This window comes from Geminocystis sp. NIES-3708, from assembly GCF_001548095.1.
Lineage (GTDB): Bacteria > Cyanobacteriota > Cyanobacteriia > Cyanobacteriales > Cyanobacteriaceae > Geminocystis.
Genome location: NZ_AP014815.1, coordinates 2,211,214 through 2,236,392, shown reverse-complemented (window position 1 = coordinate 2,236,392; position 25,179 = coordinate 2,211,214). Strand labels below are relative to the sequence as shown.

The 25,179-nt window shown below is 35.6% G+C and carries 22 protein-coding genes; 14 read left to right on the top strand and 8 right to left on the bottom strand.

Annotation, left to right across the window (positions count from 1 at the left end):
* Positions 1-67: 67 nt before the first annotated feature.
* Complete coding sequence (locus GM3708_RS19335; protein WP_066346200.1) at positions 68-7,870, top strand: choice-of-anchor I domain-containing protein; 7,803 nt, start codon at positions 68-70, stop codon at positions 7,868-7,870.
* A gap of 107 nt (positions 7,871-7,977) precedes the next feature.
* On the opposite strand, the gene GM3708_RS09875 is transcribed toward GM3708_RS19335, so the two are convergent.
* Positions 7,978-8,616, bottom strand: a complete 639-nt coding sequence (locus GM3708_RS09875) for a DUF3038 domain-containing protein (protein ID WP_231933165.1) — start codon at positions 8,614-8,616, stop codon at positions 7,978-7,980.
* Positions 8,617-8,810: 194 nt separating this feature from the next.
* On the opposite strand from GM3708_RS09875, the gene GM3708_RS09870 reads away from it, so the two are divergent.
* Entirely contained in the window at positions 8,811-9,332 is a 522-nt protein-coding gene (locus GM3708_RS09870; RefSeq protein WP_066346197.1) for an adenine phosphoribosyltransferase, read from the top strand.
* Positions 9,333-9,419: 87 nt separating this feature from the next.
* Here GM3708_RS09870 and GM3708_RS09865 read toward each other — a convergent pair whose 3' ends face one another.
* The gene (locus tag GM3708_RS09865) at positions 9,420-10,394 is read right to left on the bottom strand and encodes a Sll0314/Alr1548 family TPR repeat-containing protein (RefSeq protein WP_082714053.1); all 975 of its coding nucleotides are present in this window, start codon (positions 10,392-10,394) and stop codon (positions 9,420-9,422) included.
* A 62-nt stretch (positions 10,395-10,456) separates the two neighbouring features.
* Between GM3708_RS09865 and GM3708_RS09860 the strand changes: the two genes are divergently transcribed.
* The 5 genes from GM3708_RS09860 to GM3708_RS09840 all read left to right on the top strand — a co-directional run bounded on the left by GM3708_RS09860 (position 10,457) and on the right by GM3708_RS09840 (position 16,682).
* The gene (locus GM3708_RS09860; protein ID WP_066346196.1) at positions 10,457-11,137 is read left to right on the top strand and encodes an ABC transporter ATP-binding protein; all 681 of its coding nucleotides are present in this window, start codon (positions 10,457-10,459) and stop codon (positions 11,135-11,137) included.
* A gap of 48 nt (positions 11,138-11,185) precedes the next feature.
* A complete protein-coding gene (locus tag GM3708_RS09855; protein WP_066346194.1) occupies positions 11,186-12,343 on the top strand; it encodes a tyrosine-type recombinase/integrase in 1,158 nt (385 codons plus the stop codon).
* A 225-nt stretch (positions 12,344-12,568) separates the two neighbouring features.
* On the top strand, positions 12,569-12,733 hold the full coding sequence (locus GM3708_RS18710) for a hypothetical protein (RefSeq protein WP_158505862.1): 165 nt from the start codon (positions 12,569-12,571) through the stop codon (positions 12,731-12,733).
* A gap of 78 nt (positions 12,734-12,811) precedes the next feature.
* Positions 12,812-15,574: a DUF5906 domain-containing protein gene (locus tag GM3708_RS09845; RefSeq protein WP_066346190.1), complete on the top strand. Its 2,763-nt coding sequence runs from the start codon at positions 12,812-12,814 to the stop codon at positions 15,572-15,574.
* A gap of 859 nt (positions 15,575-16,433) precedes the next feature.
* Complete coding sequence (locus GM3708_RS09840) at positions 16,434-16,682, top strand: hypothetical protein (RefSeq protein ID WP_066346189.1); 249 nt, start codon at positions 16,434-16,436, stop codon at positions 16,680-16,682.
* 69 nt (positions 16,683-16,751) lie between these two features.
* Here the strand turns inward: GM3708_RS09840 and GM3708_RS09835 are convergent, their stop codons facing one another.
* The 3 genes from GM3708_RS09835 to GM3708_RS09825 form a co-directional block, all read right to left on the bottom strand.
* Positions 16,752-17,576: a hypothetical protein gene (locus GM3708_RS09835; protein ID WP_066346187.1), complete on the bottom strand. Its 825-nt coding sequence runs from the start codon at positions 17,574-17,576 to the stop codon at positions 16,752-16,754.
* A 592-nt stretch (positions 17,577-18,168) separates the two neighbouring features.
* The gene (locus tag GM3708_RS09830; protein WP_144439304.1) at positions 18,169-18,657 is read right to left on the bottom strand and encodes a hypothetical protein; all 489 of its coding nucleotides are present in this window, start codon (positions 18,655-18,657) and stop codon (positions 18,169-18,171) included.
* A gap of 49 nt (positions 18,658-18,706) precedes the next feature.
* Positions 18,707-18,925: a hypothetical protein gene (locus GM3708_RS09825; protein ID WP_066346182.1), complete on the bottom strand. Its 219-nt coding sequence runs from the start codon at positions 18,923-18,925 to the stop codon at positions 18,707-18,709.
* A 140-nt stretch (positions 18,926-19,065) separates the two neighbouring features.
* Between GM3708_RS09825 and GM3708_RS09820 the strand changes: the two genes are divergently transcribed.
* From GM3708_RS09820 to GM3708_RS09810, 3 genes are read left to right on the top strand one after another with little or no spacing between them, the layout of a single operon-like run.
* A complete protein-coding gene (locus GM3708_RS09820; protein ID WP_066346181.1) occupies positions 19,066-19,626 on the top strand; it encodes a hypothetical protein in 561 nt (186 codons plus the stop codon).
* Between the two features lie 55 nt (positions 19,627-19,681).
* Positions 19,682-19,894, top strand: a complete 213-nt coding sequence (locus tag GM3708_RS09815) for a hypothetical protein (protein ID WP_066346180.1) — start codon at positions 19,682-19,684, stop codon at positions 19,892-19,894.
* Positions 19,895-19,953: 59 nt separating this feature from the next.
* Entirely contained in the window at positions 19,954-20,367 is a 414-nt protein-coding gene (locus tag GM3708_RS09810; protein ID WP_066346179.1) for a hypothetical protein, read from the top strand.
* Here the strand turns inward: GM3708_RS09810 and GM3708_RS18705 are convergent.
* The 3 genes from GM3708_RS18705 to GM3708_RS09800 all read right to left on the bottom strand — a co-directional run bounded on the left by GM3708_RS18705 (position 20,364) and on the right by GM3708_RS09800 (position 21,576).
* The gene (locus GM3708_RS18705; protein WP_158505861.1) at positions 20,364-20,525 is read right to left on the bottom strand and encodes a hypothetical protein; all 162 of its coding nucleotides are present in this window, start codon (positions 20,523-20,525) and stop codon (positions 20,364-20,366) included. The two genes, GM3708_RS09810 and GM3708_RS18705, sit on opposite strands and share 4 nt — an antisense overlap.
* Before the next feature lie 17 nt (positions 20,526-20,542).
* The gene (locus GM3708_RS09805) at positions 20,543-20,887 is read right to left on the bottom strand and encodes a hypothetical protein (RefSeq protein WP_066346178.1); all 345 of its coding nucleotides are present in this window, start codon (positions 20,885-20,887) and stop codon (positions 20,543-20,545) included.
* A 176-nt stretch (positions 20,888-21,063) separates the two neighbouring features.
* Positions 21,064-21,576: a hypothetical protein gene (locus tag GM3708_RS09800; protein ID WP_066346177.1), complete on the bottom strand. Its 513-nt coding sequence runs from the start codon at positions 21,574-21,576 to the stop codon at positions 21,064-21,066.
* 252 nt (positions 21,577-21,828) lie between these two features.
* On the opposite strand from GM3708_RS09800, the gene GM3708_RS09795 reads away from it, so the two are divergent.
* The 4 genes from GM3708_RS09795 (at position 21,829) to GM3708_RS09780 (ending at position 24,951) form a co-directional block, all read left to right on the top strand.
* Positions 21,829-22,098: a single-stranded DNA-binding protein gene (locus GM3708_RS09795; protein ID WP_066346174.1), complete on the top strand. Its 270-nt coding sequence runs from the start codon at positions 21,829-21,831 to the stop codon at positions 22,096-22,098.
* A gap of 220 nt (positions 22,099-22,318) precedes the next feature.
* Complete coding sequence (locus GM3708_RS09790; RefSeq protein ID WP_066346172.1) at positions 22,319-22,870, top strand: siphovirus Gp157 family protein; 552 nt, start codon at positions 22,319-22,321, stop codon at positions 22,868-22,870.
* Positions 22,871-22,995: 125 nt separating this feature from the next.
* Positions 22,996-24,273 carry a MarR family transcriptional regulator gene (locus GM3708_RS09785; RefSeq protein WP_066346170.1) on the top strand — a complete coding sequence of 426 codons (1,278 nt, stop codon included), beginning with the start codon at positions 22,996-22,998 and terminating at the stop codon, positions 24,271-24,273.
* A gap of 357 nt (positions 24,274-24,630) precedes the next feature.
* Positions 24,631-24,951: a hypothetical protein gene (locus GM3708_RS09780; RefSeq protein ID WP_066346167.1), complete on the top strand. Its 321-nt coding sequence runs from the start codon at positions 24,631-24,633 to the stop codon at positions 24,949-24,951.
* Positions 24,952-25,179: the final 228 nt, after the last annotated feature.

The window sequence follows — 25,179 nt, the reverse complement described above, 5'->3', positions numbered from 1 at the left end:
TATAAAATTAAGTCAAATTATGGCTTGTAGAAGATTGAATAACTAGTTTACGATTAGAAAAATTACAATGACAATTAATCTTAATTTTATTAGTAGATACGCCAGTGAAAATGGTGCTGAAATTCCAGCATTTGATGCTATCAGTGAACAATTATTTGTGGTAGCTGGAGATGTGGTAGAAATCCTGAATTTAAGTGATACCAATAACATCACGAAAATTGGCGATTTACCTCTTAACACTCAAGCAGTAGGCGATGGTTTTGCTTTAATACCCAATAGCGTTGCCGTTGGCAAACAAGGTACAGTCAGTGAAGGCGTTGTTGCGGTGGCTTTAGCCATTATTGAAACTGCCACAGGTAATCACGCTAGGGGTGAAGTTCAATTTTTTGATAGTACAACTGGGGAATTTTTAGGTAAGCAAACCGTAGGCTTTTTGCCTGATATGGTCACTTTTTGTCCTGATGGTACTAGGGTATTAAGTGCCAATGAAGGTGAGCCTAATGAAGATTATAGCTTTGATCCAGAAGGTTCTGTCAGCATTATTGATTTAAGCAATGGAGTAGCTAACGCAACAGTACAAGAAGCTACTTTTAACGCTTTTAACAGTCAAATTGATCAACTTCGTGCTGACGGAGTGCGTATTTTTGGTACAGATGCCACTGTAGCTCAAGATGTTGAACCTGAGTATATCGCTTTTTCTGGAGATGGCACAAAAGCATGGGTAACGTTACAAGAAAATAATGCGATCGCCATTGTGGATATTGCCACCGCTACCGTTGAGTCTATTCAACCTCTTGGCTTTAAAGATCATAGTGTTAATTCTAGCACACTGGAAACTTACGAAATTGATGATTTACCCTCCATTGGTACAACTATTGGCAACCAAGAAATTTTATTAGGTGGTTTCTCTGGTTTATTTTTTGAAGGCAAAACCGCCGATGGTAAATTAAAGTTTATCACTCATACCGATCGAGGGCCCAATGGTGAACCCACGGGGAGTAATCGCCCTTTCTTACTGCCAGACTTTAGCCCTGAGATAGTTCGTTTTGAGTTAGATCAAGCGACAGGGGAAATTACCATCACCGAAAGAGTTAGTATCAAACAAGCTGATGGCACTCCTATTACTGGTTTACCCAATATCAATATTACTGATGGCACGGGCAACACCCCTTATAATGACGAAATTCCTGTTGATTTAAACAATGAAGTAATCACTCCTCTCGATACCTTTGGTGCAGATTTAGAAGGCATCGTAGTTGCTGAGGATGGCACTTTCTGGATGGTGGACGAATACCGCCCTGGGATTTATCATTTTAATACCGATGGTACTTTGATCGATCGATTTGTACCGGAAGGCACAGGAGTTGCAGGGGGAGGCAGTGCAGGAGACTTTGGTATCGAAACCTTACCTGCGGTTATCGCTCAAAGAAGACAAAACAGAGGTTTTGAAGCGGTTGCCTTAGATATTGACAATAACAAATTATACGCCTTTATTCAAAGCCCTATTCGTAACCCTGATACTCTCAGCAATGGCACTTTAAATGGTTTAAATAACATTCGCATCGTTGAATTTGATCTTACCACCCAAACTACTACGGCTGAATATCTCTACCGTCTCGATAACCCAAATTTGGGTACAGAAGATAACACTCGCCCTGATAAAATTGGGGATGCGGTATATATTGGTAATGGTGAGTTTTTAGTCGTTGAAAGAGACGATGATGCGATCGACAGCGATCCTAGTGCTAACATTGAAAAGAAAGTCTATCGCTTTAGTTTAGATGGTGCAACCAACATCACTAATCAATCTGCACCCATCGACTTAGGGGAAGGAGTTTTCAAAACCGTTGATGAAATGACTCCCGAAGAATTAGCCTCTGAAGGTATAAATCTGATCAACAAAAATCTTTATGTTGACCTTAATCAAGCAGGTTACAACACCGTTGAGAAAGTCGAAGGTTTAGCCTACATGGGTGATAATACCATCGCAGTTATCAACGATAATGATTTTGGTGTAGCTGGAATTACTCTTAACGGTGATGGCACATTTACCCTCAATGATGATTATACCCCCGAACCTGTTACTTTAGGCATTCTCCAAGTCCAGTCTAACGGTTTAGACGCAAGCGATCGAGATGATATGATTGACATCAAAAATCATCCTGTTTTGGGTATGTATATGCCAGATGCGATCGCATCCTATACTGTTAATGGTGAAACTTACTACGTCACTGCCAATGAAGGAGACGCAAGAGTTCGCCCTACAGGTGATGATGTTTTTCCAGACTTAGAAGAAGGAGATTTGTACAACGAAGAATCAGGAGTTGATGATTTAATTCTTGATCCTGTGGCTTTCCCTAACTTCAGAGAGTTACAAGAAGATGAAAATTTAGGTCGTCTTAACGTTACCAATACTTTAGGACAGAGCGATCGAGCCGTTTTTGTGTCAGAATTAGATGGTAGTCAAGAAGTTACGCCTGTTGACACTGAAGCCGAAGGAGAGGCTTTAGCGTGGGTGGATGACAACGGATTTTTACAAGTGGAGTTAGAAGTAACAGGGCTTGATTTTGGGGCTTTAAACGGTAATCCTCTCACTCAAACTACTGCTGATGATGTCACCCTGTTACACATTCACGAAGCCTTCCGAGGGGCAAATGGTGGCGTTGTGTGGGATATTTTAGAAGATGCTGACACCGTTATCACCATCGGTGAAGATGGTACAACCACTTTAACCAGCACTTGGCAAGAAAATACCATCGAAAAAACTGACCAAGGAGAAGACACCGAATATTACTTTAACCTCCATACCACAGGCAACCCCGGGGGTGAAATTCGAGGACAAATTGTCGGTGAAATCGCTTACGATGAACTTTATGCCTTTGGTGCTCGATCGTTTACCATTTGGGATAGCGAAGGTAATCTCGTTTTCGACAGTGGCGATGATTTTGAACGTATTACTGCTCAAGCCTTTCCTGATTACTTTAACGCTAGTAACTCCAATAACAACTTTGATAACCGTAGTGATAACAAAGGACCAGAACCTGAAGGTGTTACCGTTGGCACAGTTAACGGACAAACTTATGCTTTTGTTGGTTTAGAACGCATTGGTGGGGTAATGGTTTATAACGTTAGTAATCCTGAGACTCCGGAATTTATTCAATATATCAACACCCGTGACTTTGAACAAGACCCTGAAACTAGCTTAACAGACTCTGGTCCTGAAGGTTTAACCTTTATCAGTGCACAAGATAGTTCTAATGGTAAACCTTTGTTAGTTGTCTCCAACGAAGTAAGTAACACTACTAATGTTTTTGAAATTGATGCTGGATTTACTCCTTCAAATCAACCTGCACAAATGCAAGGTTTAGAAACTTTTGAGGTGCAACCAGTCTTCACAGTCGGAGAAATTGTTCCTAGTGGCGATGGGGAATATTATGTACCCCCCGGTATTCTCGATGGTTTGGGTGCATTTGCTCTCGATGAAGACACTGTTCGAGTATTAGCTAACCATGAATTGAGTAGTGATGTGGGTTATGCTTACACCCTTGCTAATGGTACTCAATTAACTGGAGGGCGAGTTAGTTTCTTTGACATCAATAAAGAAACTCGTGAACTTGAAGGAGCAGGATTAGCTTACGATACCATTATTAACCGTGCTGGGGAAGTGGTGGACGAAGCCAGTGATCTTGATTTTATGGGGCTCGATCGTCTTTGTTCCGCTCAATTCATTATTGCTAATCAATTTGGTGATAATCGTGGTTTAGTGGATGGTTTATTCTTCACTGGGGAAGAAACCGACGGCGGTACTGAGTTTGTTTTAGATCCCGAAAGTAATACCCTTTATGCCGTGCCTTGGATGGGACGTGCCGCATGGGAAAGTGTTACTCAATTGGACACTGGTACAACAGATAAAGTAGCCTTGTTAATTGGAGACGATCGAGGTGGTGCGCCCTTACTTCTCTATGTAGGAGAAAAAGGACAAGGTGAAGGACCAGATATTCTCGTGCGTAATGGTTTAGCTCAAGGCAAACTCTATGTTTGGGTTGCAGACAATGGAGATATTGATCCTAGTCAGTTCAATGGTACTCAAGAAAGTCGATCGGGTAGTTTTGTGGAAATAGATTTTTATCGCCCCGAATTAGCCAACACAGAGGGTTATGATTCTCAAGGTTTTGCCACTCAAGAAAAACAAGATGCTTTAGCCGAAGAAGTTGGCGCATTCAAGTTTTCTCGCCCCGAAGACTTAGCTACTAATCCTAAAGATGGTACGATCGCTGTATTAGCATCCACTGGACGGGATAGTTTATTCCCTGAAGATAGTTGGGGTACAACTTATCAAATTGATGTGGACTTTACCGACTTGAATAATATTACAGCTCAAGCTGATATTTTCTATGATGGTGATGACGCAGGAAATGGTCAATTTGAGAGTCCTGATTTTGGGTTGCGTAGTCCTGATAACCTCGAATGGGCAACTAATGGCTTAATCTATATTCAAGAAGATCGCTCTTTTAGCGAATTTGGTCAAACATCAGGAGAAGAAGCATCCATCTGGCAACTTAGCCCCGAAACAGGTATTCTTACTCGTATTGCTCAGATCGATCGAACTGCTGTACCCGAAGGACAAACCGATAGTAGTCCCGATGACATTGGTAACTGGGAATCTTCAGGTATCATTGATGTTTCTAGCTTGTTTGATGAAACCCCCGGTTCATTATTCTTGTTTGATGTTCAAGCTCATTCTCTCCTAGATGGTGTCATTGAAAGAGAAGGATTAGTTCAAGGTGGACAATTAGCATTTTTAGAAAATACTGATAAAAACTTTACCCTACAACTACTTCACGCCTCGGATCAAGAAGCAGGTATCCCCGCCTTACAAGATTCGATCGGTTTTTCTGCCGTCATGAATGCCCTCGATGCACAATATGAGAATACTCTGAAACTCACTTCGGGAGATTTATTCATCGCAGGACCTTTCTTTAATGCTAGTCTTGATATTTATGGACAACAAGGCATTGCAGACATCTTAATTCAAAACGCTTTAGGTTGGGATGCCGCCGCCGTCGGTAATCATGAATTTGACGCTGGAACTTCTGCTTTCTATAATGCGATCGCCAGTAACCCAGCTATTCAAGGAGTAGGCATTGATCCTGAAACGGGTTATCTTGGTGCATTATTCCCCTACTTATCTACTAATTTAGACTATTCCACCGATAGCTCTAACTTGAAAAATTTAGTAGTAGAATCTGGCGAAGCACCTTTACCCAATAGTTTAACGGAAAGTGTGGTCATTGATGTTAATGGTGAGCAAGTGGGGGTAATTGGTGCAGTTGTGCCTTATCTTCCTGCCATTGCTAATATCGGTGGTATCACCATGTTAACCGATCCTACCAGTCGAGATATTGAGGTTAACGCCCAACTTTTAGCAGAGAATATTCAACCCTTTGTGGATGAGTTAGTTAGTCAAGGTATCAATAAAATCATCTTGATGACTCACTTACAACAGTTTGAAATTGAACAGGCTTTAGCTACTAAACTCACTGATGTTGATATTATCATGGGTGGTGGTTCTCATCGTGTTATGGCGAATACAGATGATCCTCTCCGTCAAGACGAAATTCAAACTCCCCCTGAGTTATTGCAACCTTATCCTCAAGTCTTCCAAGATGCTGATGGTAATGACGTTTATTTAATCAATACGGGTGCTAATTATCGTTATTTAGGGCAGTTAATTGTAGAATTTGATCCTAATGGTCAAATCCTTGAAATTGGTGATGATAGCGGTACTTTTGCCACTGATATTGAGGGTGTCGATCGACTTTACGAAGAGGAAATCACTACTTTTGAACAAGTAAAAGAATTAGCTAACCCTGACATAGTAGAAATTGTCGATAATGTAGGAGAATTTATCAATTCCTCAGACGGCACAATTTTCGGTAATACTGAAGTTTATCTTAACGGATTGCGTAGCAGTGTCAGAACTGAAGAAACTAACCTCGGTAACTTAACTGCCGATGCTAACCTCTGGTATGCCGAACAATATGGCTTTGACATTGATATTTCCGTCAAAAATGGCGGTGGTATCCGTGATCAAATCGGTGTTTCCTACATTGAAGGTGGCACAAACGAGTTAATTCAACTACCTCCCCAAGCTAATCCAGCAGTGGGTAAAGAAGAAGGAGATATTTCTCAGTTGGATATAGAAAATTCTCTGCGTTTTGACAACACACTCTCCGTAGCCGATATTTCTGCTCAAGGCATCAAAGACTTAGCAGAGCATTTTGTCGCTCAATGGAGAGAAGGCACAACCCCTGGGCAATTCGGACAAATCGGTGGTTTTAGCTTTAGTTTTGATCCTGATAATACAGCTATTCAGTTCACCCGTAATGGTAACGGATTAGCAACAGGTGTTGCAGTGGCAGGAGAAAGAATCCAAAATCTTGTTTTAAATCGTGAAGACGGTACAAAAGAAGCCATTATCATCGATGGGGAGTTAGTAGTTGATGCTGATACTATTTATAAAATGGTGATTCTAGACTTCTTGGCTACTGGAGGAGACGGTTATCCTTCTTTCTACTTTGACAATGTAATCAGACTTGATAGCTTAAACCCTGATGGCTTACCCAATAACTCTAATTTGACCATTGCAGGAGAGCAAGATGCCTTAGCAGAGTATTTAGCTGAGTTTCATCCTACTGCTGATGAAGCCTTTAACGAATCTGATACCCCTATCAGTGAAGATACAAGGATTCAAAATTTAAACTTCCGTAATGATACGATTTTCGACGGAGTTAATCCCAACCCTAATCCTAACCCCAACCCCAATCCAGAAATAGAAGAGATAAATTTGGGTAATGCTAGTGGTACTTTTGATTTTAGTGATCGCACCAACAACTTGAACATCATTGGTGGAGAAGGAGATCAAACTATCATCTCTGGTTCAGGAAATGATACGATTGATCCTGGTGATGGAAATAACATTGTTAATGCGGGTGCTGGAGATGATGTAATTATTGGAAAAGCATTACTCGGCGTAGATAATCGAATTGATGGGGAAGAAGGTTTTGATACCGTAATTTATGATGGTGCGTTTGCTGATTTCCCTATTAGTATTGTAAATAATATTGTCACCGTTGGTGCTAATACCGATACCTTAATCAATGTCGAACAACTACAGTTCGGAGATCGTACTGTTTTAGTAGAAGACTTAGTGACCGATCCTACCGATCCTACTGATCCTACTGATCCTACTGATCCTACTGATCCTACTGATCCTACTGATCCTACTGATCCTACTGATCCTACCGATCCTACCGATCCTACTGATCCTACTGATCCTACTAATCCTACTGATCCTACTGATCCTACCGATCCTACTAATCCTACCGATCCTACCGATCCTACCGATCCTACCGATCCTACCGATCCTACTGATCCCTTATTAAATGATCAAATTTATCGCTTCCAAACTAGCCCCGGAGGATATTTATATGTGGGAGAAACTGAAAAACAAATTATCTTACAAGGTGGTTTTAACTTTACAGAAGAAGGAGAAGCATTTAAAGTATCTTTTGAAGCTAATGACGAATTAATTCCTATTTATCGTTTCCGCAATCAAGATATTGGTAATGCTTACTTATATGTCGGTGAGCAAGAGCGTCAAAGTATATTGAAAAATAATCCTAATTTTATTCAAGAAGGATTAGCATTTTATACTTACGGTGCAAATGCACAACAAGGGAATGATGTTTATCGTTTTCAAACTGTGGCTGGAGCTTATATTTTCGTAGGTGAAGAAGAACGTCAAAGTATAGTACAAAGCAATTTTAACTTTGTGGAAGAAGGAGTTGCTTTTGAAACAATTTTGTAATTAAACAATTAGTAATTAACAATTAACCACTGAGAGATTTATTTATCATTTATAAGTATTTCTCCTAACTTTTGTAGGGATAGTTCATGAATTATCCCTACAATGTTTTATCCTATCTCCGACTTAACGTTAACTTCGCCATCAAAAAGACTAATCCAAAATCTCTCTTTTCCTCTAACACCGGTACAAAACAATAATTCTTCTAATAAAGATAATGCTAATTGATTTAATTCATCTGGGGTAGATAAATAAACCGATACTTTTGCTCGACGAGGATTCATACGATTGGCAAAATGAGCATGAAACCTTGAAAAATATTCTGAAAGGCGAAAATTATTTTCTAAAGGCATATCTTTATCTCTCATTTGTTGCACAGAAACTAACAATTGACGAATAGGGATTATACATTTTTTGGCACTTTCGCAAGTTATTAAAACTAATGTTTTTGCTTGAGATAAAGTCAATGAATTTCTGGTATAACATTTGCGCCAAGGATTGCTACAACGTAAACGCCATAAACTAAGACGATTTTTGATAATATTATTTAATTCTAACTCTTTCGCCGTTGCTAACATATATTCTGATCCCCCTAATTGTAGAGCTTCTAGGGCTAATAGTAATAGATCAAGATGTTGTTGTAACTTCATCATACCGCTAGTATTAGGCAAGGGAAAATCGGGTAGTTGACGAAGAATTGCTAGTTGTGATTGATCTTCGGTAATTAGTTCAAGGTTAGAGTCAGACATTAAAGAAGCAGATTGAGTCATCAGACAGTAATTAATAATTAATAATTGATAATTGATAATTGACAATTGATCAATAACTTTTGTTAGTTATCTTTTGCCTTACTCAATAAAGTCATTATATTATACAATTCATTGTCGAAACAAAAAAACTAGATTCTTCTATGGTCAAAATTTATTTTTAAATATTAATTATTATGGATTTAAAAGCTCTTATTCGTGATATACATGATTTTCCTCAACCCGGTATTATTTTTCGGGATATAACGACTTTACTCAGAAATCCTCAAGGTTTAAAGTATGTTATTGACAGTTTAGCTGTAGAAACAGAAAAACTAGATATTTTACCTGATTATGTTGTGGGAATTGAATCTAGGGGGTTTATTTTTGCTCCTGCTTTAGCCTATCATCTTGATGCTGGTTTTGTTCCTGCACGGAAAAAAGGTAAATTGCCAGCAGAAGTATTTTCTATTGAATATGATTTAGAGTATGGCACAGATATTCTCGAAATCCATCAGGACGCTTTTATTCAAGGGGCAAAAGTAATGATTGTAGATGATGTAATTGCTACAGGTGGCACAGCTAAGGCAACGGCGGATTTATTAACTCAAATCGGTTGTGAAATTGTTGCTTGTGGTTTTATTGTGGAATTAGAAGGTTTACAAGGTAGAAAAAAATTACCTGATGTACCAATGATTACATTGGTTAAATATAGTTAAAAAATTTAATAAATAACAATATTTATGGGTAAAAAATAAATCAATTTTTGGTTTTATGGGTGAATAGCATTCACCCCTACTCAATCATTAATTACGAGAAGATGTGCCTAATTCAGATATTTTTTCCAGAGTTTTACGTTTTTCTCTTTGTAAGGGTTTTTGTACTGCTTCTTGAGGTAATTGATTAGCTTTAGCTAACGCTATATCAAAATTTTTCACGGCTTCTTCTAATAATGGCAAATTATTTTCCTTTTGTCCTTTTTGTCTCAAAATTTGTCCTTTAAGATAATATAATTCAGGATTTGAAGGTGTACTTTCAATGGCTTTATTGACAAAAGTTAGAGCTAAATCGTAGTCTTTTAAATCTCTATAAGCTAAAGCAATACCACGATTAACTAAGTATTTAGGAGAAGCATAAGTTTGTAAATTATCAATGGCTTGTTGAGGACTAGAAAAAGGTAAATTTACTGCTAACATTAAGTTTAAATAACCTTTAATTAAATTTAATTCAGGATCATTTTGATCAATTTTTTCTGCTTTGTCAAAATAATCAAATACTAATTGTAATTTACCTAAAGCTGCGATCGCACCACTCTTTCTATATTCATTAGCACCATCTAAAAAGTTACCAACTGCTAAGTATAAGTTACTACGAAGAGGATCTTGTTTTGCGATGGTTTTAGCAATTTTTAAAGTTTCAGCCGTGTAAGTTTCCATAGCACTCCAATCCTGATCAGTATAAGCAAGAGAAGCTCTTAATGCTGGTAACATAGGATCATTATTAGAAGAATTTTGAGACGTGTTTAAATACTGTTTCGCTTGAGGATAATTGCCATCTTCAAATAAGGCTTTAAAAGCTGATTCTGTTTGAGGAGAAATATCACGAGCATTAGTAGTACGAAAAGGATCACCAGCGAAACTAGCTCCAGAAAAAAGAACAAGAGAAAATATTGACAATAAACCAGTAGTAGATAATTTTATCCAAGAATAAGAAATTTTCGGATTAACATTAAGCTGATATTGATTAGCCTTATTTTTAAAAATAGGAAGATAAAAATTCATACTTATCACGATTTTGAGCCACAATCAAATTACTTTGTTTACGATTTTAACTTAAACTTCTTATGCTTTACTTAAAAAACGTTACTTATCATCCGACGGCAACTACTCATCCTATTATTGAAGATATTACCTTAACCTTAGCACCTCAAAAACTTGGTTTAATTGTAGGAACAAGTGGATCAGGCAAGACTACATTGTTAGAGATTTTAGCTGGATTAGCCGAAAAAACCAGTGGTAAAATTCTTTGGGGTACTGAAGAACTAACATCAGAAGAATTACAACAACTAAGCGGTATCGTGTTTCAATTTCCTGAGCGTCACTTTTGTGGTAGAAATATCCTAGAAGAGTTAAGATTAGGTCATCCTGAGTTAAGTGCTATTCGTGTTAAGGAGGCTTTAACGGAAGTAGGATTAGATCATATTAATTATGATACTCCGCCCCATGCTCTTAGTGGAGGACAACAGCGACGATTATCTTTAGCTGTGCAGTTAATTCGTCAGCCGAATATTTTATTATTAGATGAGCCAACGGCTGGTTTAGACTGGTTAATGAAAGAACAATTAGTTAATTTATTATCAAGATTAAAACAACATTGGACTTTATTGATTGTTACTCATGATGCTAGTGATTTAGTTGATATTGCTGATAATGTTTGGCGTATTGAGGAAGGGAAAATTGAATTGGTTAATCCTGATGTTTTTAATCTCAAAGAAAAACAAAAAATTTCCCTCGATAAATGGTAAGTATATAGCCTTTTTAAGCCATTTTTACCCTTAATTTTGGCTTAAATTATGACAACTTCTATTAAACCACAAAATTGTAAAGTTACGATCGCAAATAATAATGGTAGTATCCAGTTAAGATACACATATTCTGGCACAAGACAACAGATAAACATTGGATTACCCTACACCCCAGAGAATTTAAGTAAGGCATATCAAACAGCTTACACAATAGATACAGACATTAAAAATGACCTTTACACCAACAAAAATAATTATAAGATCAAAAAAAGTGTAATCTCTCCTCACAAAGAAATAACCCCTGAAAAAGAATGGAACTTACAGGAAATATTTAGCTATTACTGTAATATAAAACATAATCCAGACCCCTCAATGAAAATTATCAGAAAAAGGGTAGCTACATGGTTACAAAAAACTCCTAATGAACTATTAAAACTTGATCAAGCTGATTTATGGTTAAATTACTTACGCTACGAAATACCACATAGCAAAGGCAGGGGATATTCAGACAAAACCATAGCTAATAGTTGGAGTATTCTAATAACAGGGATAAATTTAGCGATCGCCATGAAAAAAATAAGCTATAACCCCCTCATCCCCTTATCCCAGACCCTTAACACTAAAATCAGTAAAGAAATAAAAAGCTATAGTGGTGAAGAAATAAAGATAATATTACAAAAGTTTAGTGAATCATATTACAGAGACTTCATAGAGTTCAGATTCCTTACAGGATGCAGACCCTCAGAAGCAATAGCTCTGACCACCACAGACATAATTAAAAAGGATAATAGAACTTATATACTATTCAACAAAAGATATGTCAGAGGACAGCTAAAAGAAGGACTAAAAAACGGTAAACACTCAAGACTATTCCCTTGTAACCTAGACTTACAGGAATTAATCAATAACATTACAAATCCCCCTCATAACCCCCTAAATCTGTTATTCCCAAGCCCTCAAGGTTTATACATAAATACTGATAACCTGAGTCGTAGAATATGGAAACCAGCTATTGATGAATTAGTAGCAAACAATCAGCTACCTTTTTATCTACCTTTTTATGACTGCCGACACTGCTTTGGTTCACTTATCCTCAGAAAAACCTCAGACATTAAGACCGTCAGTACAATAATGGGTAACAGCCCCCAAACCCTATACAAACACTATCTCGCTGATAACCTTGATTTTGAAGTACCCCCCTTATAATCTCTGTACTATATCATGCTCTTGTGTGTACTTCTTATACTCTCTCCGACTTTTTCGAGCCATGTTTTGTTGCCCCTCTTTTTTCTCTACTCCCTTTTATTGATCAAACTTATAGATTATCTCCTAAATTATCAGTTATTTCTATAGTTTATTGCCTTTTATTTTTAACGTTTTATTATTTTCGCCCAATATATGTACAAAGAAATTAATTACAAAGTAAAAAATATGCTTTACAGAGAAAAAGAACCCGTGAAATGGATAAATAAATTTCAGATTACAGAAAACACTTACAAGCAACTTAAAGAACTACAATCTACCTTAAAAAAACCAATGGCAGAAATTAACAGAGAAGCAGTAACACTAATACTCGAAAAATACTCGAAAAAATAATCACTAAAAAAGGTAAGAACACCCCTGAAGTAATCTTACCTATTTCGTATAAATCTTTCAAATAAAATAATTAAAATCATGAACTTAGAAATTAACAACCATCTCAAGACCACTCTCAATCAAGCTGTTACCCCTACTGAATATATATTGGGCGATTCTCCAGAAAATCAAGAATTAACCACTAAAAGTACAGAGGTAATCTCAGAACAGACAAAATTATCTACTAATAATATTATAGCAGATTCTTGGAATGACAGCACAGAAAATAACTCTAACACTGATAATTGTTGGGATGATTTTGATTTTGACAAACAGAAAAATAGTAAAGAAATAAAAGATAACAACACAGAAATTAAGGAATATATACCTAAAACCCATCTCAGTAAAGAAGACCTAGAAATAGTTAACTCGGTATTTGACACATTAGGCTATAAAGAAAATGACTTAATCAGAATCAGAGGATTTGATGAAAAAGGGAAAACAGTGACGATTACAAACCCTTATCCCCTAAAACAACTAAATCTCAAACCCTTAACTGCTTATTATTTTGTACCTAACAGTTACGGACAAAAATCAGATATACCTCAAGGAGAACACCTTAAAAAATATGGATATAAACAAGAGCATATACTAACAGGAAGAACTCACTATATGGAGTTTGATAACCTCACCTACCAACAACAATTAACAATAATAGATAAACTGAAATTACCAAAACCTACCCTTGCCATACATACAGGTGGTAAATCAATTCATTTTTACTGGGTATTAAAAGACCCCACACCAGCAAAACAATGGAGAGCTTTACAGGATAAATTAATGGATTACAGTAAATCCGATACCTCACTAAGAGATATTTGTCAGTTACTCCGATTACCCCAATGTCCTTACGTTAAAAAAGGTACATACTCAGGCAAAGAAACAACAATACTCCATGACCTTTGCGACCGCTCTCTCAGATATACCCCAGAAGACCTTGATAAAGTAATCCCAATCACCCCTAAGCTAGATCGTACCAGTAGTTATAATAATCAGAAAGCCCCTGTAACCAATAACTCTCATAAAGTACCTGATTTAGTAGTATTACTGCATAAATTAGGGTTAAACTTACCTACCAACCCTTACCTAGCCAAAGCCCTTGAGAAGGAGTACCTAAAAGTTGCCAACCTCACAGACGACAGAAACAATTACCTAAATACCGCTAGTTACAATTTAGGACAATTAGTAAATCAAGGACTTAACCAAGACCTGATAGAAATGGTAATGCTACAAGCTAGTCACATAAACGGCAAAGTAGCAGACACAGGAATAAGTAATGTAGAAAGTACGATCAAAAGCGGATTAAACTCAGGAATAGCAGACCCCCGAAGTGATCGCCCTCAATCAAATAAAGAACTTAAAAATCAATACACTGAGTACACAAAAGCAGAAAATATACTGAATGAAATAGTAACGAGGTATGATAAAACCCTTTATTATTCTTCCCTTAGTCAATCATGGTATTATTACGGAACTAATAATCATTTCTCCATCATCACCGAAACAATGGTAAAGAAAATGATTGATAGCACCTACAGTGAAAAATCTCTGGAATGGTGCAATTTAACAGGTTATAGCCCCTTTAGTCACCAAATTAATGCTACTAAATCTAAAGATATTTACTACTTAATGACCATTAAATTAAGTCTTAGTAAGGAACAAGAAGAAAACAGAGAAAAACAAAGGCTTGAACTATATAAGAATTATTTACCCCTTAAAAACGGTATCCTTAACCTAACCACCAAAGAGCTATTACCCCATAACTCAGAGTTTTTAAATAATTACATCTTAAATTATGATTATATCCCAGATGCTCAATGTGAAACAGTCCTGAGATTCTTAAATGAAGGAGTCAGCAGAAAAGGAGATTTATTAATCCTAAAAGCCTGTGTAAGAGCAATATTAACCTCTCGGTATGACCTAGAATTTTTCTTAGAAATTATCGGTAAAAAAGGATCAGGTAAAAGCACCTTCACAGGATTAGTTACTGATTTAGTAGGACAAACTAACTGCTATAACACCTCAATAGAAGATTTAGAAGATAAATTTACCTTTGATGAATACCATGATAAAAAATTAGTAGTTATTTCTGAAGCCACACAGTTTCATAAAAGACCTAATAACCTCCTAAAAATCACAGGAAAGGAAGCCTTAAATATTAATAAAAAGCTACAAAAAGGAGGAGGGAGCAAACTATACGAAGGATGTGTATTAGTAAATGGTAATGAACGAGTAAGAGCCTCAGACCGTGCCAAAGCTCTTGAAAGAAGACGCAGACACATAGACTTTAATAATGTACCTAACACTCCTGATATTTACCTTGCTGATAAATTAAGAGCAGAAATCAGTGGTTTTCTCAATTATCTACTGGAAATGACCACCGAAGAAATGGAGAAAATAATAGCTAAACCTGAATCATACTCCGAAGGCTACCGAGAAAGAATGATAGAAGATGATTTAAACGAAGATCCCTTAACCAGCTACTTAAATGAATGGTTAGTCATAAGCCCTGATTCTAAACTAAGTACAGAAAAGTTATGGATAGACTTTATTACAAAAATGGAAAAATTAAGAATACAAACTAAATTCACTAATCATTGTAAATTAGGTGAAGCTATCAGAGGTATCCTTGATGATAAAAAAATACATTACACTCCTTGCAAAATCAAAATAAATAATAGTGAAAAAAGAGGACTTAAAGGATTACGAATTAAAGATGAAGGAGAAGAGCAACCAACCTTATTTTCTGGTGAACAAACAGGAGAAAAAATAGTTATTACCCCTGAAAATGCCCCTTGGTAAAATTTACTGTCCCCCATGTCCCATATTACATAAAATCTTGTAAACCTTAGAGCATAACAGTTCTGAGGTTTTGTTATTTTCACCTATTTTAACCAAAAATCTACTGTCCCCCTTACTGTCTCCTCTATAATCCTTATATAGCAAAAGTTTTAAGGAAAAGGGGACGGTAAGACGGACGGACAGCAGTTTCTTAGTATATAGGGATAGTTTTTTTCTAAATAAGCTAAATTTTTACCACAAACTACAATTAGCAATAAACATTTATCATTTTTTTTACGAACCAGTAGTTGAGGGTGGTGTTCCCTTTGCTGAAGAAATCAAATTTTACTGTCTTACTGTCCTCTTAACTATAAAAGCCTTGATATATATAGCTTAGACAGGGGGACGGCAAGGGGGACGGTAGGGGACGGCAAACAATTTACTGTCTCTCATTACTAATACTACAATATAAAGATTAAACCTTAGTAATTTCCCTTATTTTTGGCGATCGCTTACCAGAATATTTGTTTAGCACAGGATAAACCAGAGATTCTTGATAAATGAGGGAAAGCAGACGGGAAAGCCTTGATAATAGATTTTTGCTCAGGAGTCATATTACTGAAATGTTGTCATTATTTCTCTGAATATTAGTACAACAGTGCTGAGAAGAAAGAGAAGGGGGGGGGACTTTACTACTGGCACGAGAAAGCAGAGAAAAGTAATATAGTTAAAGTATAAAAATAAATAGCTACTAGCTTGACAGTGCAAGATAAAAAGCAAAATAATATAGAAAAACCCAGAAAATCATGTTACAATAGAAAAATTGATAGGAAGAAATACTACTATAAGGTTTTCGTAAATTCTGTATAGCAATAAAAATATGATGAACCACGAGCTAGAAATTAAGCAATTAAAAAAAGATGTGGAGTACTTAAAAGAGCAAGTTAGAAGTTATGTTCAAAAAGAAAAATGGCAAACCCTAAAAGAATCTGTCAGAATTACAGGAATATCTTATTATGTGGTCAAAAACAGAATTAAAAAAGGCATCCTAAAAAAAGGGGTAGATTACCGAATGAATGGTAATAGATATTTAGTAAACTGTGAAAATATCAAAAAAAAATTAAGCTAATCCCCCTAAATTCCGCTAAAACAATCAAAGACCTTTACCCAGACATTAAGGGGAGGTACATTAGTTCTATTATTTAGGTTTATCAGTACTAAATTTATTAACATAAACCCCATCAATTATCTCAAGGGCATTTAGGTAAGGTTGCCACCGAACCAATTTCTCAGGATTTTTCTTATATTTACTCAAATAAGTTTCAGGAATACCCAGAGCTAATTCTAAATCTCTTTGAGTATTAAATCTGTAAGGAAGAGCTTTTAACTTATCGATAAATACTTGACTAACAACAAAATCACCTTGAGAATCAGACTTATTAATTATTTCTGGGGTATCCTCAATATCCTTATCCTTTACTGTTTTAGTATTTAATTCTGCTAACATTTCAACATCAAAACTAGCTATGTCCTTAATACATAAAGGATTTAACCCTGCTGACTTTTCTAACAGTGGTATTCCTGACACTGCATTAACCTCAATATCTACAGACTCCATAACCTTTAACTCATTATCAGTACTAGCTATCTTATCAGCATTCTCACTGATTAATTTCTGGGTTTTTAATCCAGTAGCAGTAAGGATTTGAGCTTCTTTTACAGGGATGTTATTTGTATCTTTCAATTTTATGATATGGGATGAAACTAACTGAAGGAAATCAGGGTTATCAGCTACCATTTTAGCTAAATCCTGTAGATTATCCTTTACTACCTGTTCAATATCCTTACTATCAATTGCTACCTTATTGCTACCATCAGAATCAAAAGGGAACTTACCAGAGATTAATAGGGTGATCGCCCGTTCATAAAAACTTTGTTTACTAATCCCCAACTCCTTGATTTTTGCTGAGAAGTCATTGTAAACATCTGTATCTAGCCTGAAACTTACCTGAGTTGAACCCATAATTATTTACTACCATTTGCTACTAATTACTACCATACTAACATAAACTTGAGTGAATCTACCATTTACTTTTAAATAGCTACCAACTACATGACATCAAAGAGAAAATCCTCATAAATTAGATTCGGTAAAAATAGCCGAAACCTTCAGTGAAAATACTTTCAGGGTTTGGTGATTACTTATTGCTTATTAAATTTTAGTCATAGGGAACTATAAAAAATTCTTCAGGAATTAAGGAACAATGGTACGCAGAAGCAGGAAAAAAGCAAAGGTCAGTAACAAGAAAATCAGGTAAAATACAGAGCTTACGGAGTGCGGAATTAAAATGTTATTACGTTTCACTCATCAATTTTTGAGATTGTAACGCATTTAGGAAGGCGGTAACACATTTTAGGGAAAAATGCAGAGAATTAGGTGAAGTAACCGCCTAACATAAAATTAGAAGGGTGATAAGGGATGCGTTTAAGGTAAAAATGGGATTCGTGACACTAGCTAGAAGGAGAGAAAGGAAAAGAAAGGAGAGGAGAGAGAGGGTAAATTGTATATATAATTTCTCAAATCTTGCATGAGGGCTTCGGCTCTCAGAGTACAATTAAATCATAGTATATTGCTTAACAGGAGAGACTACGAACCAATCAGTTACAGAAGGAGAAAAACCCCATCCATGAGGTACAGGAAAACTATCAAGGTAAATAAAGCAAGGAACATTTAAGAAAATAGCATAAGCAAGAGTTGCCCATGAACCAGAACCCTTACCATTAAAAGGATTAGGAGAAGGCTTTAACCCAGAAGGACAAGGAGAGGAGGGAAAAGAAATAAGACACCCCCCAGAAGCCTTAAGTTCATTTACCATTACCATTGACCGCCGAGCAAAGCTAGATTTACCCGTACCATAATCAGAAGCCTTAAAGACCCTTAAATTAGGAGGAGAATAAGAGCGTACAGTGGCATCTACACCTCTAGCACAGCCTACATAAATCTGTTTATGCTTAACCAACTCAAGAACCTGATAAAGAATAGCAGGAGAACAAGAGCGAGAACCCGAAAAACCAACTACATCAAAATGTCTAATTTGCATCATAACCTCAAATGTATAGGAATAAAACCCCCCGAAGGAGGTAGAAAATAAACTAGAAAGGGCATTGCGTATCAAGAAAAGCCTTAAGCTCGGCAGAAGCAGAAACTAACTTCTCATAGTTTTCGACTCCTCCCATAAGTTCCAAATCTGCAAATAAAGTTAACTTTTTCATAGTGTCCAAAGCCTTGCGTAACTCCTCACAACGGGAAGCATAAACCGAAGATTTATAGGTAGAAAGCTCCATCCGAACGGGAAATAATTTAGCGGTCATAATAGATAATCCTCTTAACTTGATATTTCTATTATAACTCTTTATCTGTTAAATAGCAAGTAAAATATATGCTATTCTATTGTTATTTTTGTTAAAACGGATTATAATTAAGTTATCAAGTTAAAAAAGAAATACCAGTTATGTCACATATACTATTTAATTTCAGTAACATCGAAAAGGTTACATGGATTGATCGTAAGGATATAAAAATGATCAAGGTTAGCAGTAACGAATATTGCACAGTTCATCTAAAGTCAGAAGAAATTATTAAGGTAACTGCAAAAGAAGTTAAGGCAGTTATAGGAAAAGAGAGAAAAACCCGAAGCAATAACATAGAGATTGTAGATAACAAAGACAACACATATACAGCTAAGAACCTGATAAAAAGCACTGAATATACCTTAACCCCAAATGATTGCTTTGTTGATTGCACCTGTCCAGATTACGGTAATCAATGGATAGTATTTGAAGGAGAAAAAGCCTTATGTAAACATGGGTACGCATTATTAAATTATCTAGGGTTCAGCAGTTTTGAGGAATACCTCGAAGACATAGAAGAAAAACAGACACAAAGACAGTACCAAAGATACCTTGAGGAACAGGACTATTACCAGTTAATTAATGGTGAATTTGATTACATCGAGCATTACGAAAGATTAGACCGAGAAATAGCTAACTACCAAGCGAACCAAGGGATATAAAAACTACAGACAATTAACTGTTAACTACCTTTAACCTACACATAACTAAACGGACATGGGACAAGCAAAAGAAATCTACACTTTATGGCAAGAAGAACTAGACGAATTACTCACAAATTATTACGGTCACTACCCTGAATTTTTAGAAGATGACCAAGAATTATATATCGAATTATTCGAGGAAGGATTGACCCCTAACCAAGCCTTTAAACAACTAGATTTACAGCAAACAGACCAAGAATTTTACCTAGAACATCACAGATTATAACCAGCAGACAATTAACTGTTAACAGAGAAAAGAACATTTTACCACTGGCACGAAAAAGCATGAATCCATCACAGCAATTAATATCACAGCACTTCACCCCTAACCTTATTGATAAAGCCCTATGCCACCTTGATCGTAGTCATTATAATTATCGTTACCAAGATCTTAAATTTGATTTATGGTTTACAGGACTGTGGACTAACCTATCAGGAATTATCAGTTATAAAGATTATGCAGAGTTTCTAATGCTCTATACCCAAGCCAAAGCCTACCAATTACCTTACAAACAAGTAGGAGAAAATATCTATATTGTTAAAGGTAAACAAGCTAAATATTATACTGTCACCCCATATTCTTGTAATTGTCCATTATTCAGATTAAGACAGAAAAGAAAACAGGAATTACCGCAGTTTTTCCGATACTTCCCTATTACCTGTCACCACCACCAAGTAATCAAGAACCTAACGAACTAAAACCATTGCTTATTAATCTTTAACTTTAGCCCTAAGCGTCTGCGTCTTTCAGTAATAATTGGATGATTAAGGACTTTAGGGTTTTCTTTGTAAGTTTTAGTAGTATTTTTTCTGACAGACTTAGAAAAATCTACGATAATAACTTTGTCGGAATCCATACTTTTTATCTAAATCCTTAATTATTAGATTGCCATTTTAACAAATATTGCTCTACAGCATCAGCAACAAACTGACTTTTAGTAACCCCAGACTCTTGCAAAGCCTTATTAAATAAATCTTCTAAATCCTGATAAATAGCAAAAGTGATCGATGAACCTTTAGCCCTATTTGCTACCAACCAGCCCTTATCTCTTTTTAATTCATGAGTACTTGTTTTCTCAGTGGGCTGAATAGAAACAGCTTCATCAATATTCCACCCCCTTTTTAACCGTGCATAAACCGTAGTTAATGCCAAACCATTAGAAAGAGCTTTTTCTTTATATTCATTAGGTAACACATTACCTCTTTTACGAACAGACATAAAATAACCCCATATAAAAATCTTTAAAATAATAAGAAAAATCTAACATATTCTATCTTAACAACTTCTTAAAGTGATACCATATAATCAGAAGAACAACCGACACATAGGTATTTCTTTTAACTTGATTTGAACCAGAGTAGAAGTAAAAAAATTACTGACTACTCTTTTATTCCCTAATCCTCTAAATCTTGAGTAAAATATTCAGAAGCACCACAGACTATAAGCACACTACCCACAAGACTTCTTTTTTGTGCCATCTTACAAATAGTATTAACAATAGTATAATCTTTAGCTAATATTTGCTTAACAAACTTCTTTTCACGACTATTAGCAAGACCATCACATTGACCAACTAAATCACCATAACGAAACAAACTACAACGATAATGATAATGAAATAAATCCTTATCATAATCTACAATTTTATCAATTAAATCAAAGGTAGGGCGAAGTTTAAATAATCTAATTAATTTCTCTGCACCAGCCTTAAATAAAACATCTTTATTACCACAATAAGGAATCGTGCCATAATCTACTTTTTCTTTTAAATACCGTTTAACATATTGTCTCATAGCATCAAAAACAATACTAGCTTGTTCGATGTCATTATCTTCTAATAAATTAAACTTTAAAGGAACATTTACCAAGTCTTTATTAATTACCTGAATATCAGAATTATTGCTCATAAATTAAATTAATCTATACTATCTTTTCCTTATTATAGCATAAACAAAATATTAATTAGCATATATTTTACTTGCTATTTAATAAAATATAGAGTATAATAAAAATATAGCAAAAGGAAAGATTAAGAGAGAGAAAAAAGCCTTAATACTTACCTAAGTTATGCAAATTAATCAAGTTAAAAGGGAAATACCAATAATGATAAATACAGTAACAATAGCTGGTTATATAGGTGCAGAACCTACCATGAATATTTGACAAAAGTTAGTTTTTCAGTAGCAGTAAATTCAGTAATAAAAGGAGAGGAAAAAACCTCATGGATACCCTGTGAATGTTGGGGAAATCAAGCAATATTTGTTAATAACTATTTAAGCTCAGGGAGTTATGTAATAGTATCAGGAAAACTAGAACAAAGCTCATGGGAAACAGAAGAAGGAGAGAAAAAAACAAGACTATTTGTATATGCAAATCAAATAGAATCTCCGAAGTCTAAAACAGAAAATAAAGGAGGAAAAAAAAAGTAAATTAGAGAAATTAATAGAGGGTTTAACTGCCCTCATCTACTAATTACTATTAATTACTACCAAATTACTACCAAGCAAAAATAACATGACAAGCAAAGATTTTAAAACAGGATTTAGAAGAGCGAACTCATCAAAGAAAGGAAGAAACTCCCTCACATCTGAGGTATTTAACCGCCCTCACCTATTATCTACCATTTACTTTTAAATTACTACCAACTATATGACAGAAACTAAAGGCACATATAAACTCTATGAATTAACCAGTAAATTAGAGGAATTAGAGGAAACAATAGAAAACCTTGAAGGGGTAGATATACCTGCTGATTTACACTTAGAATACTTAGAGTTACTATCAGAAGCAAAAGAGACAGCAGAAGACTTTGAGGGAAAGATTGATTCTATCCTATCCCTAATACAATCAAGAAAAAGATGGTTAGAAATCAGGAAAGCCGAAGCAGACAGACTTACAAAACTGGTACGCAAAGACGAGAAAACAATCGAATGGTTACAAGAATACCTTAAGCAACATTTAGAAAAAATAGGAGTAGATAAACTAAGAACAAATAAATTTAATTTATCCATCAAAAAAGCATCGATCGCTCCGTTAATACTTAATGATAAAGTTAACCCTAATAATTACCCTGAAAAATATCAAAAAATAACAATAGAAATAGATAAAAAACAATTAAAAGAAGATGTTAAGGCAGGAAAAACAGAGGCTTTACGATATGGTAAATTAGGGGAAAAATCTACTTATCTTAGCGTAAAATAAGACAACAAAAGTTAAACAAAAGAGGGGTGTAAAAAGCCCCTTTAATAATACAAAACTAGAAAAAAGGCTTCACAGCTAACCACAAATTAACCATAAATCCTTAACATAATTACATTGTAACGATTATGAGCAAATTCTACAGATTAACAACTGAGACATTATTAGAGCTTAGGGAACAATTAACCGCCAATGAAGTATTAATATTTCTGTACCTTAAAGCTAATAACCCATTTACAGACACCTATAAGCGAATAAGAACAGCACAGATAAGCAATGACTTACAGATTACTCAAAGGACAGCCCAAAGAACTATAAAAAAGCTAAAAGCCTTAAAATTAATTGAGTACAAAATCACTGAGTTTGAGTATAAAACCAATAACCTTAAAAATGACATCATAGTAAATACTGATGAACTAGCGACATTAGGATCGCCTACCCGACAACAGGATCGTTATAGCGACAGTAAGATCGTGACAGCGACAGCAGGATCGCCCCAAACGACAATAGGATCGTGTTCAGACTCTGAAAGCATTGATATATATATATCTCAGAAGCCCTTAGACTTAAAGACTATTCAGACTAATCATACTTATTCAGAGAGCGAAGCACAAGAGAAAGAAATAGAGAACATTTTTAAAGAATTGCAAGAAGAAGAAAATCAATTAATAGAGCAATACAGTTCTATTGACCAAGAAAATAAAGAAAATACAGAAGATTACCAGCAAACCATCATTAAGGCAAATATTCCGAGCAGTAGTATAAATGATTATCCCTCAGACACTAAAGATAAAAAGGTAGGATTAGTGCCATTAAATCAGTTAATGAGTAAACATACCCTCACCCCCATCAATAGCTCTGTACAGTCCGTTAATTGGCAGTGGCTACCAGAGGGAGTATGGAACATCAACGGCAAACTTGACCCTAACTTTCATAACTGGTTAGCCCAAAAATGGTTAATAAAATATCCTGATTCTGACATCTATGAGACAAAAGCAAATGTCTTAAGTTACTTCCGCAATGACCCTGTTAAATTACCGATAAAATGGGAACAATACCAAGCAGAGTTTTTAGCCAAAGCAGAGAATATTAAGGAGAGACTGAATTTAGGTTGTATCATCTCAGAGCAACAGCAACAAGAGACAATGGCACGATTAACCGCCCTAAAGCCATTAAACCCTGAACAATCTATTACTATATACCAACAAGATACTTACCTCTCAGAACCCCAAGAACTCAAGGAAATAAAAAGCAGTGAAGGCGAACCATTAAAAATAGATATTGCCACCGATGCTGAAGGAAAAATCTACAAAACCTATACCGTAAAGGATGCCGAAGAAGTACCTGTAAATCCTAAAGCTAAGGGAGAGATTGCTAACTGGTTAAAAGCCATGAGGAATAAGTAATTACCATTAATTTACCGTGTCTTTTCTAAGAGAAAAGAAAAGCCTAAAGTTAGCCCCACTCAATAATATCTGTAAAAATCATAAATGGTGTCGCTCTCCGCCGCTAGGCACTGGCTCTCTACGTTCGCTCGAACCCGTGTAGGCATAGTACTACAGCTTTTCTATTATACCCTCACAGTGGTGTGACTATTTCATCATTTTTTATCGACTCCGTTCCGCCGCAATAGTTAGCTCTACTTGCCAAAACAGTAGTAACGGCTACACTCCGATTTTTTTTACCGAAATTGCACACATATCAAAGTACACGGATTAAAAAAGGACGGGTGAAAAGAAGCTGTCTTTTAGTAGGTAAAAATCATGACACAGTTAGTTAAAGAAAGATTAAACGTACCTTATCCCTTAATTGCAATAATAGCTCAAGAATCAGGAGCTAAAGAATATTATTGGCGAGAATCAACCAGAAGTTATACAGGTTTTGTAGCGGAGGTATGGTTCGATAAATTACCCAGTGAATTTATATACACATGGTCAGTAACTATAAAACAAAGTATTTTAGTAAGAAACGTAGAAGACTTAGGATTTAGCATTTCAATCCCTTGTATAGTGCCAGAAGGTCACATAAAACTAACTCAAGGCATACGCAACCATAACCGTACCAGAGTAGAGTTAATTCCTTAATCAGCTAAGACAATTAACAATTAACATTCAATACATTCTCAAATACTACACATAAATAAGATAATCAAAATGTTAGAAATTATAAACTCCATCATCGGCTTAACCATTATCTCAGTATTATTCATGTACGCTAACTACACAGTAAAAAGCAAAGAATACCATAAATTATCAATACTTACAGCTAAAGTATTAGGAGATTTAAACTATAAATTAAAGGTCAGTGCCAGA

Excerpts from the sequence above, each read along its gene's own strand:
- GM3708_RS19335 (WP_066346200.1), top strand. The coding sequence starts at position 68 with ATGACAATTAATCTTAATTTTATTAGTAGATACGCCAGTGAAAATGGT.
- GM3708_RS09875 (WP_231933165.1), bottom strand. The coding sequence starts at position 8,616 with ATGTCTGACTCTAACCTTGAACTAATTACCGAAGATCAATCACAACTA.
- GM3708_RS09870 (WP_066346197.1), top strand. The coding sequence starts at position 8,811 with ATGGATTTAAAAGCTCTTATTCGTGATATACATGATTTTCCTCAACCC.
- GM3708_RS09865 (WP_082714053.1), bottom strand. The coding sequence starts at position 10,394 with ATGAATTTTTATCTTCCTATTTTTAAAAATAAGGCTAATCAATATCAG.
- GM3708_RS09860 (WP_066346196.1), top strand. The coding sequence starts at position 10,457 with ATGCTTTACTTAAAAAACGTTACTTATCATCCGACGGCAACTACTCAT.
- GM3708_RS09855 (WP_066346194.1), top strand. The coding sequence starts at position 11,186 with ATGACAACTTCTATTAAACCACAAAATTGTAAAGTTACGATCGCAAAT.
- GM3708_RS18710 (WP_158505862.1), top strand. The coding sequence starts at position 12,569 with ATGCTTTACAGAGAAAAAGAACCCGTGAAATGGATAAATAAATTTCAG.
- GM3708_RS09845 (WP_066346190.1), top strand. The coding sequence starts at position 12,812 with ATGAACTTAGAAATTAACAACCATCTCAAGACCACTCTCAATCAAGCT.
- GM3708_RS09840 (WP_066346189.1), top strand. The coding sequence starts at position 16,434 with ATGATGAACCACGAGCTAGAAATTAAGCAATTAAAAAAAGATGTGGAG.
- GM3708_RS09835 (WP_066346187.1), bottom strand. The coding sequence starts at position 17,576 with ATGGGTTCAACTCAGGTAAGTTTCAGGCTAGATACAGATGTTTACAAT.
- GM3708_RS09830 (WP_144439304.1), bottom strand. The coding sequence starts at position 18,657 with ATGATGCAAATTAGACATTTTGATGTAGTTGGTTTTTCGGGTTCTCGC.
- GM3708_RS09825 (WP_066346182.1), bottom strand. The coding sequence starts at position 18,925 with ATGACCGCTAAATTATTTCCCGTTCGGATGGAGCTTTCTACCTATAAA.
- GM3708_RS09820 (WP_066346181.1), top strand. The coding sequence starts at position 19,066 with ATGTCACATATACTATTTAATTTCAGTAACATCGAAAAGGTTACATGG.
- GM3708_RS09815 (WP_066346180.1), top strand. The coding sequence starts at position 19,682 with ATGGGACAAGCAAAAGAAATCTACACTTTATGGCAAGAAGAACTAGAC.
- GM3708_RS09810 (WP_066346179.1), top strand. The coding sequence starts at position 19,954 with ATGAATCCATCACAGCAATTAATATCACAGCACTTCACCCCTAACCTT.
- GM3708_RS18705 (WP_158505861.1), bottom strand. The coding sequence starts at position 20,525 with ATGGATTCCGACAAAGTTATTATCGTAGATTTTTCTAAGTCTGTCAGA.
- GM3708_RS09805 (WP_066346178.1), bottom strand. The coding sequence starts at position 20,887 with ATGTCTGTTCGTAAAAGAGGTAATGTGTTACCTAATGAATATAAAGAA.
- GM3708_RS09800 (WP_066346177.1), bottom strand. The coding sequence starts at position 21,576 with ATGAGCAATAATTCTGATATTCAGGTAATTAATAAAGACTTGGTAAAT.
- GM3708_RS09790 (WP_066346172.1), top strand. The coding sequence starts at position 22,319 with ATGACAGAAACTAAAGGCACATATAAACTCTATGAATTAACCAGTAAA.
- GM3708_RS09785 (WP_066346170.1), top strand. The coding sequence starts at position 22,996 with ATGAGCAAATTCTACAGATTAACAACTGAGACATTATTAGAGCTTAGG.
- GM3708_RS09780 (WP_066346167.1), top strand. The coding sequence starts at position 24,631 with ATGACACAGTTAGTTAAAGAAAGATTAAACGTACCTTATCCCTTAATT.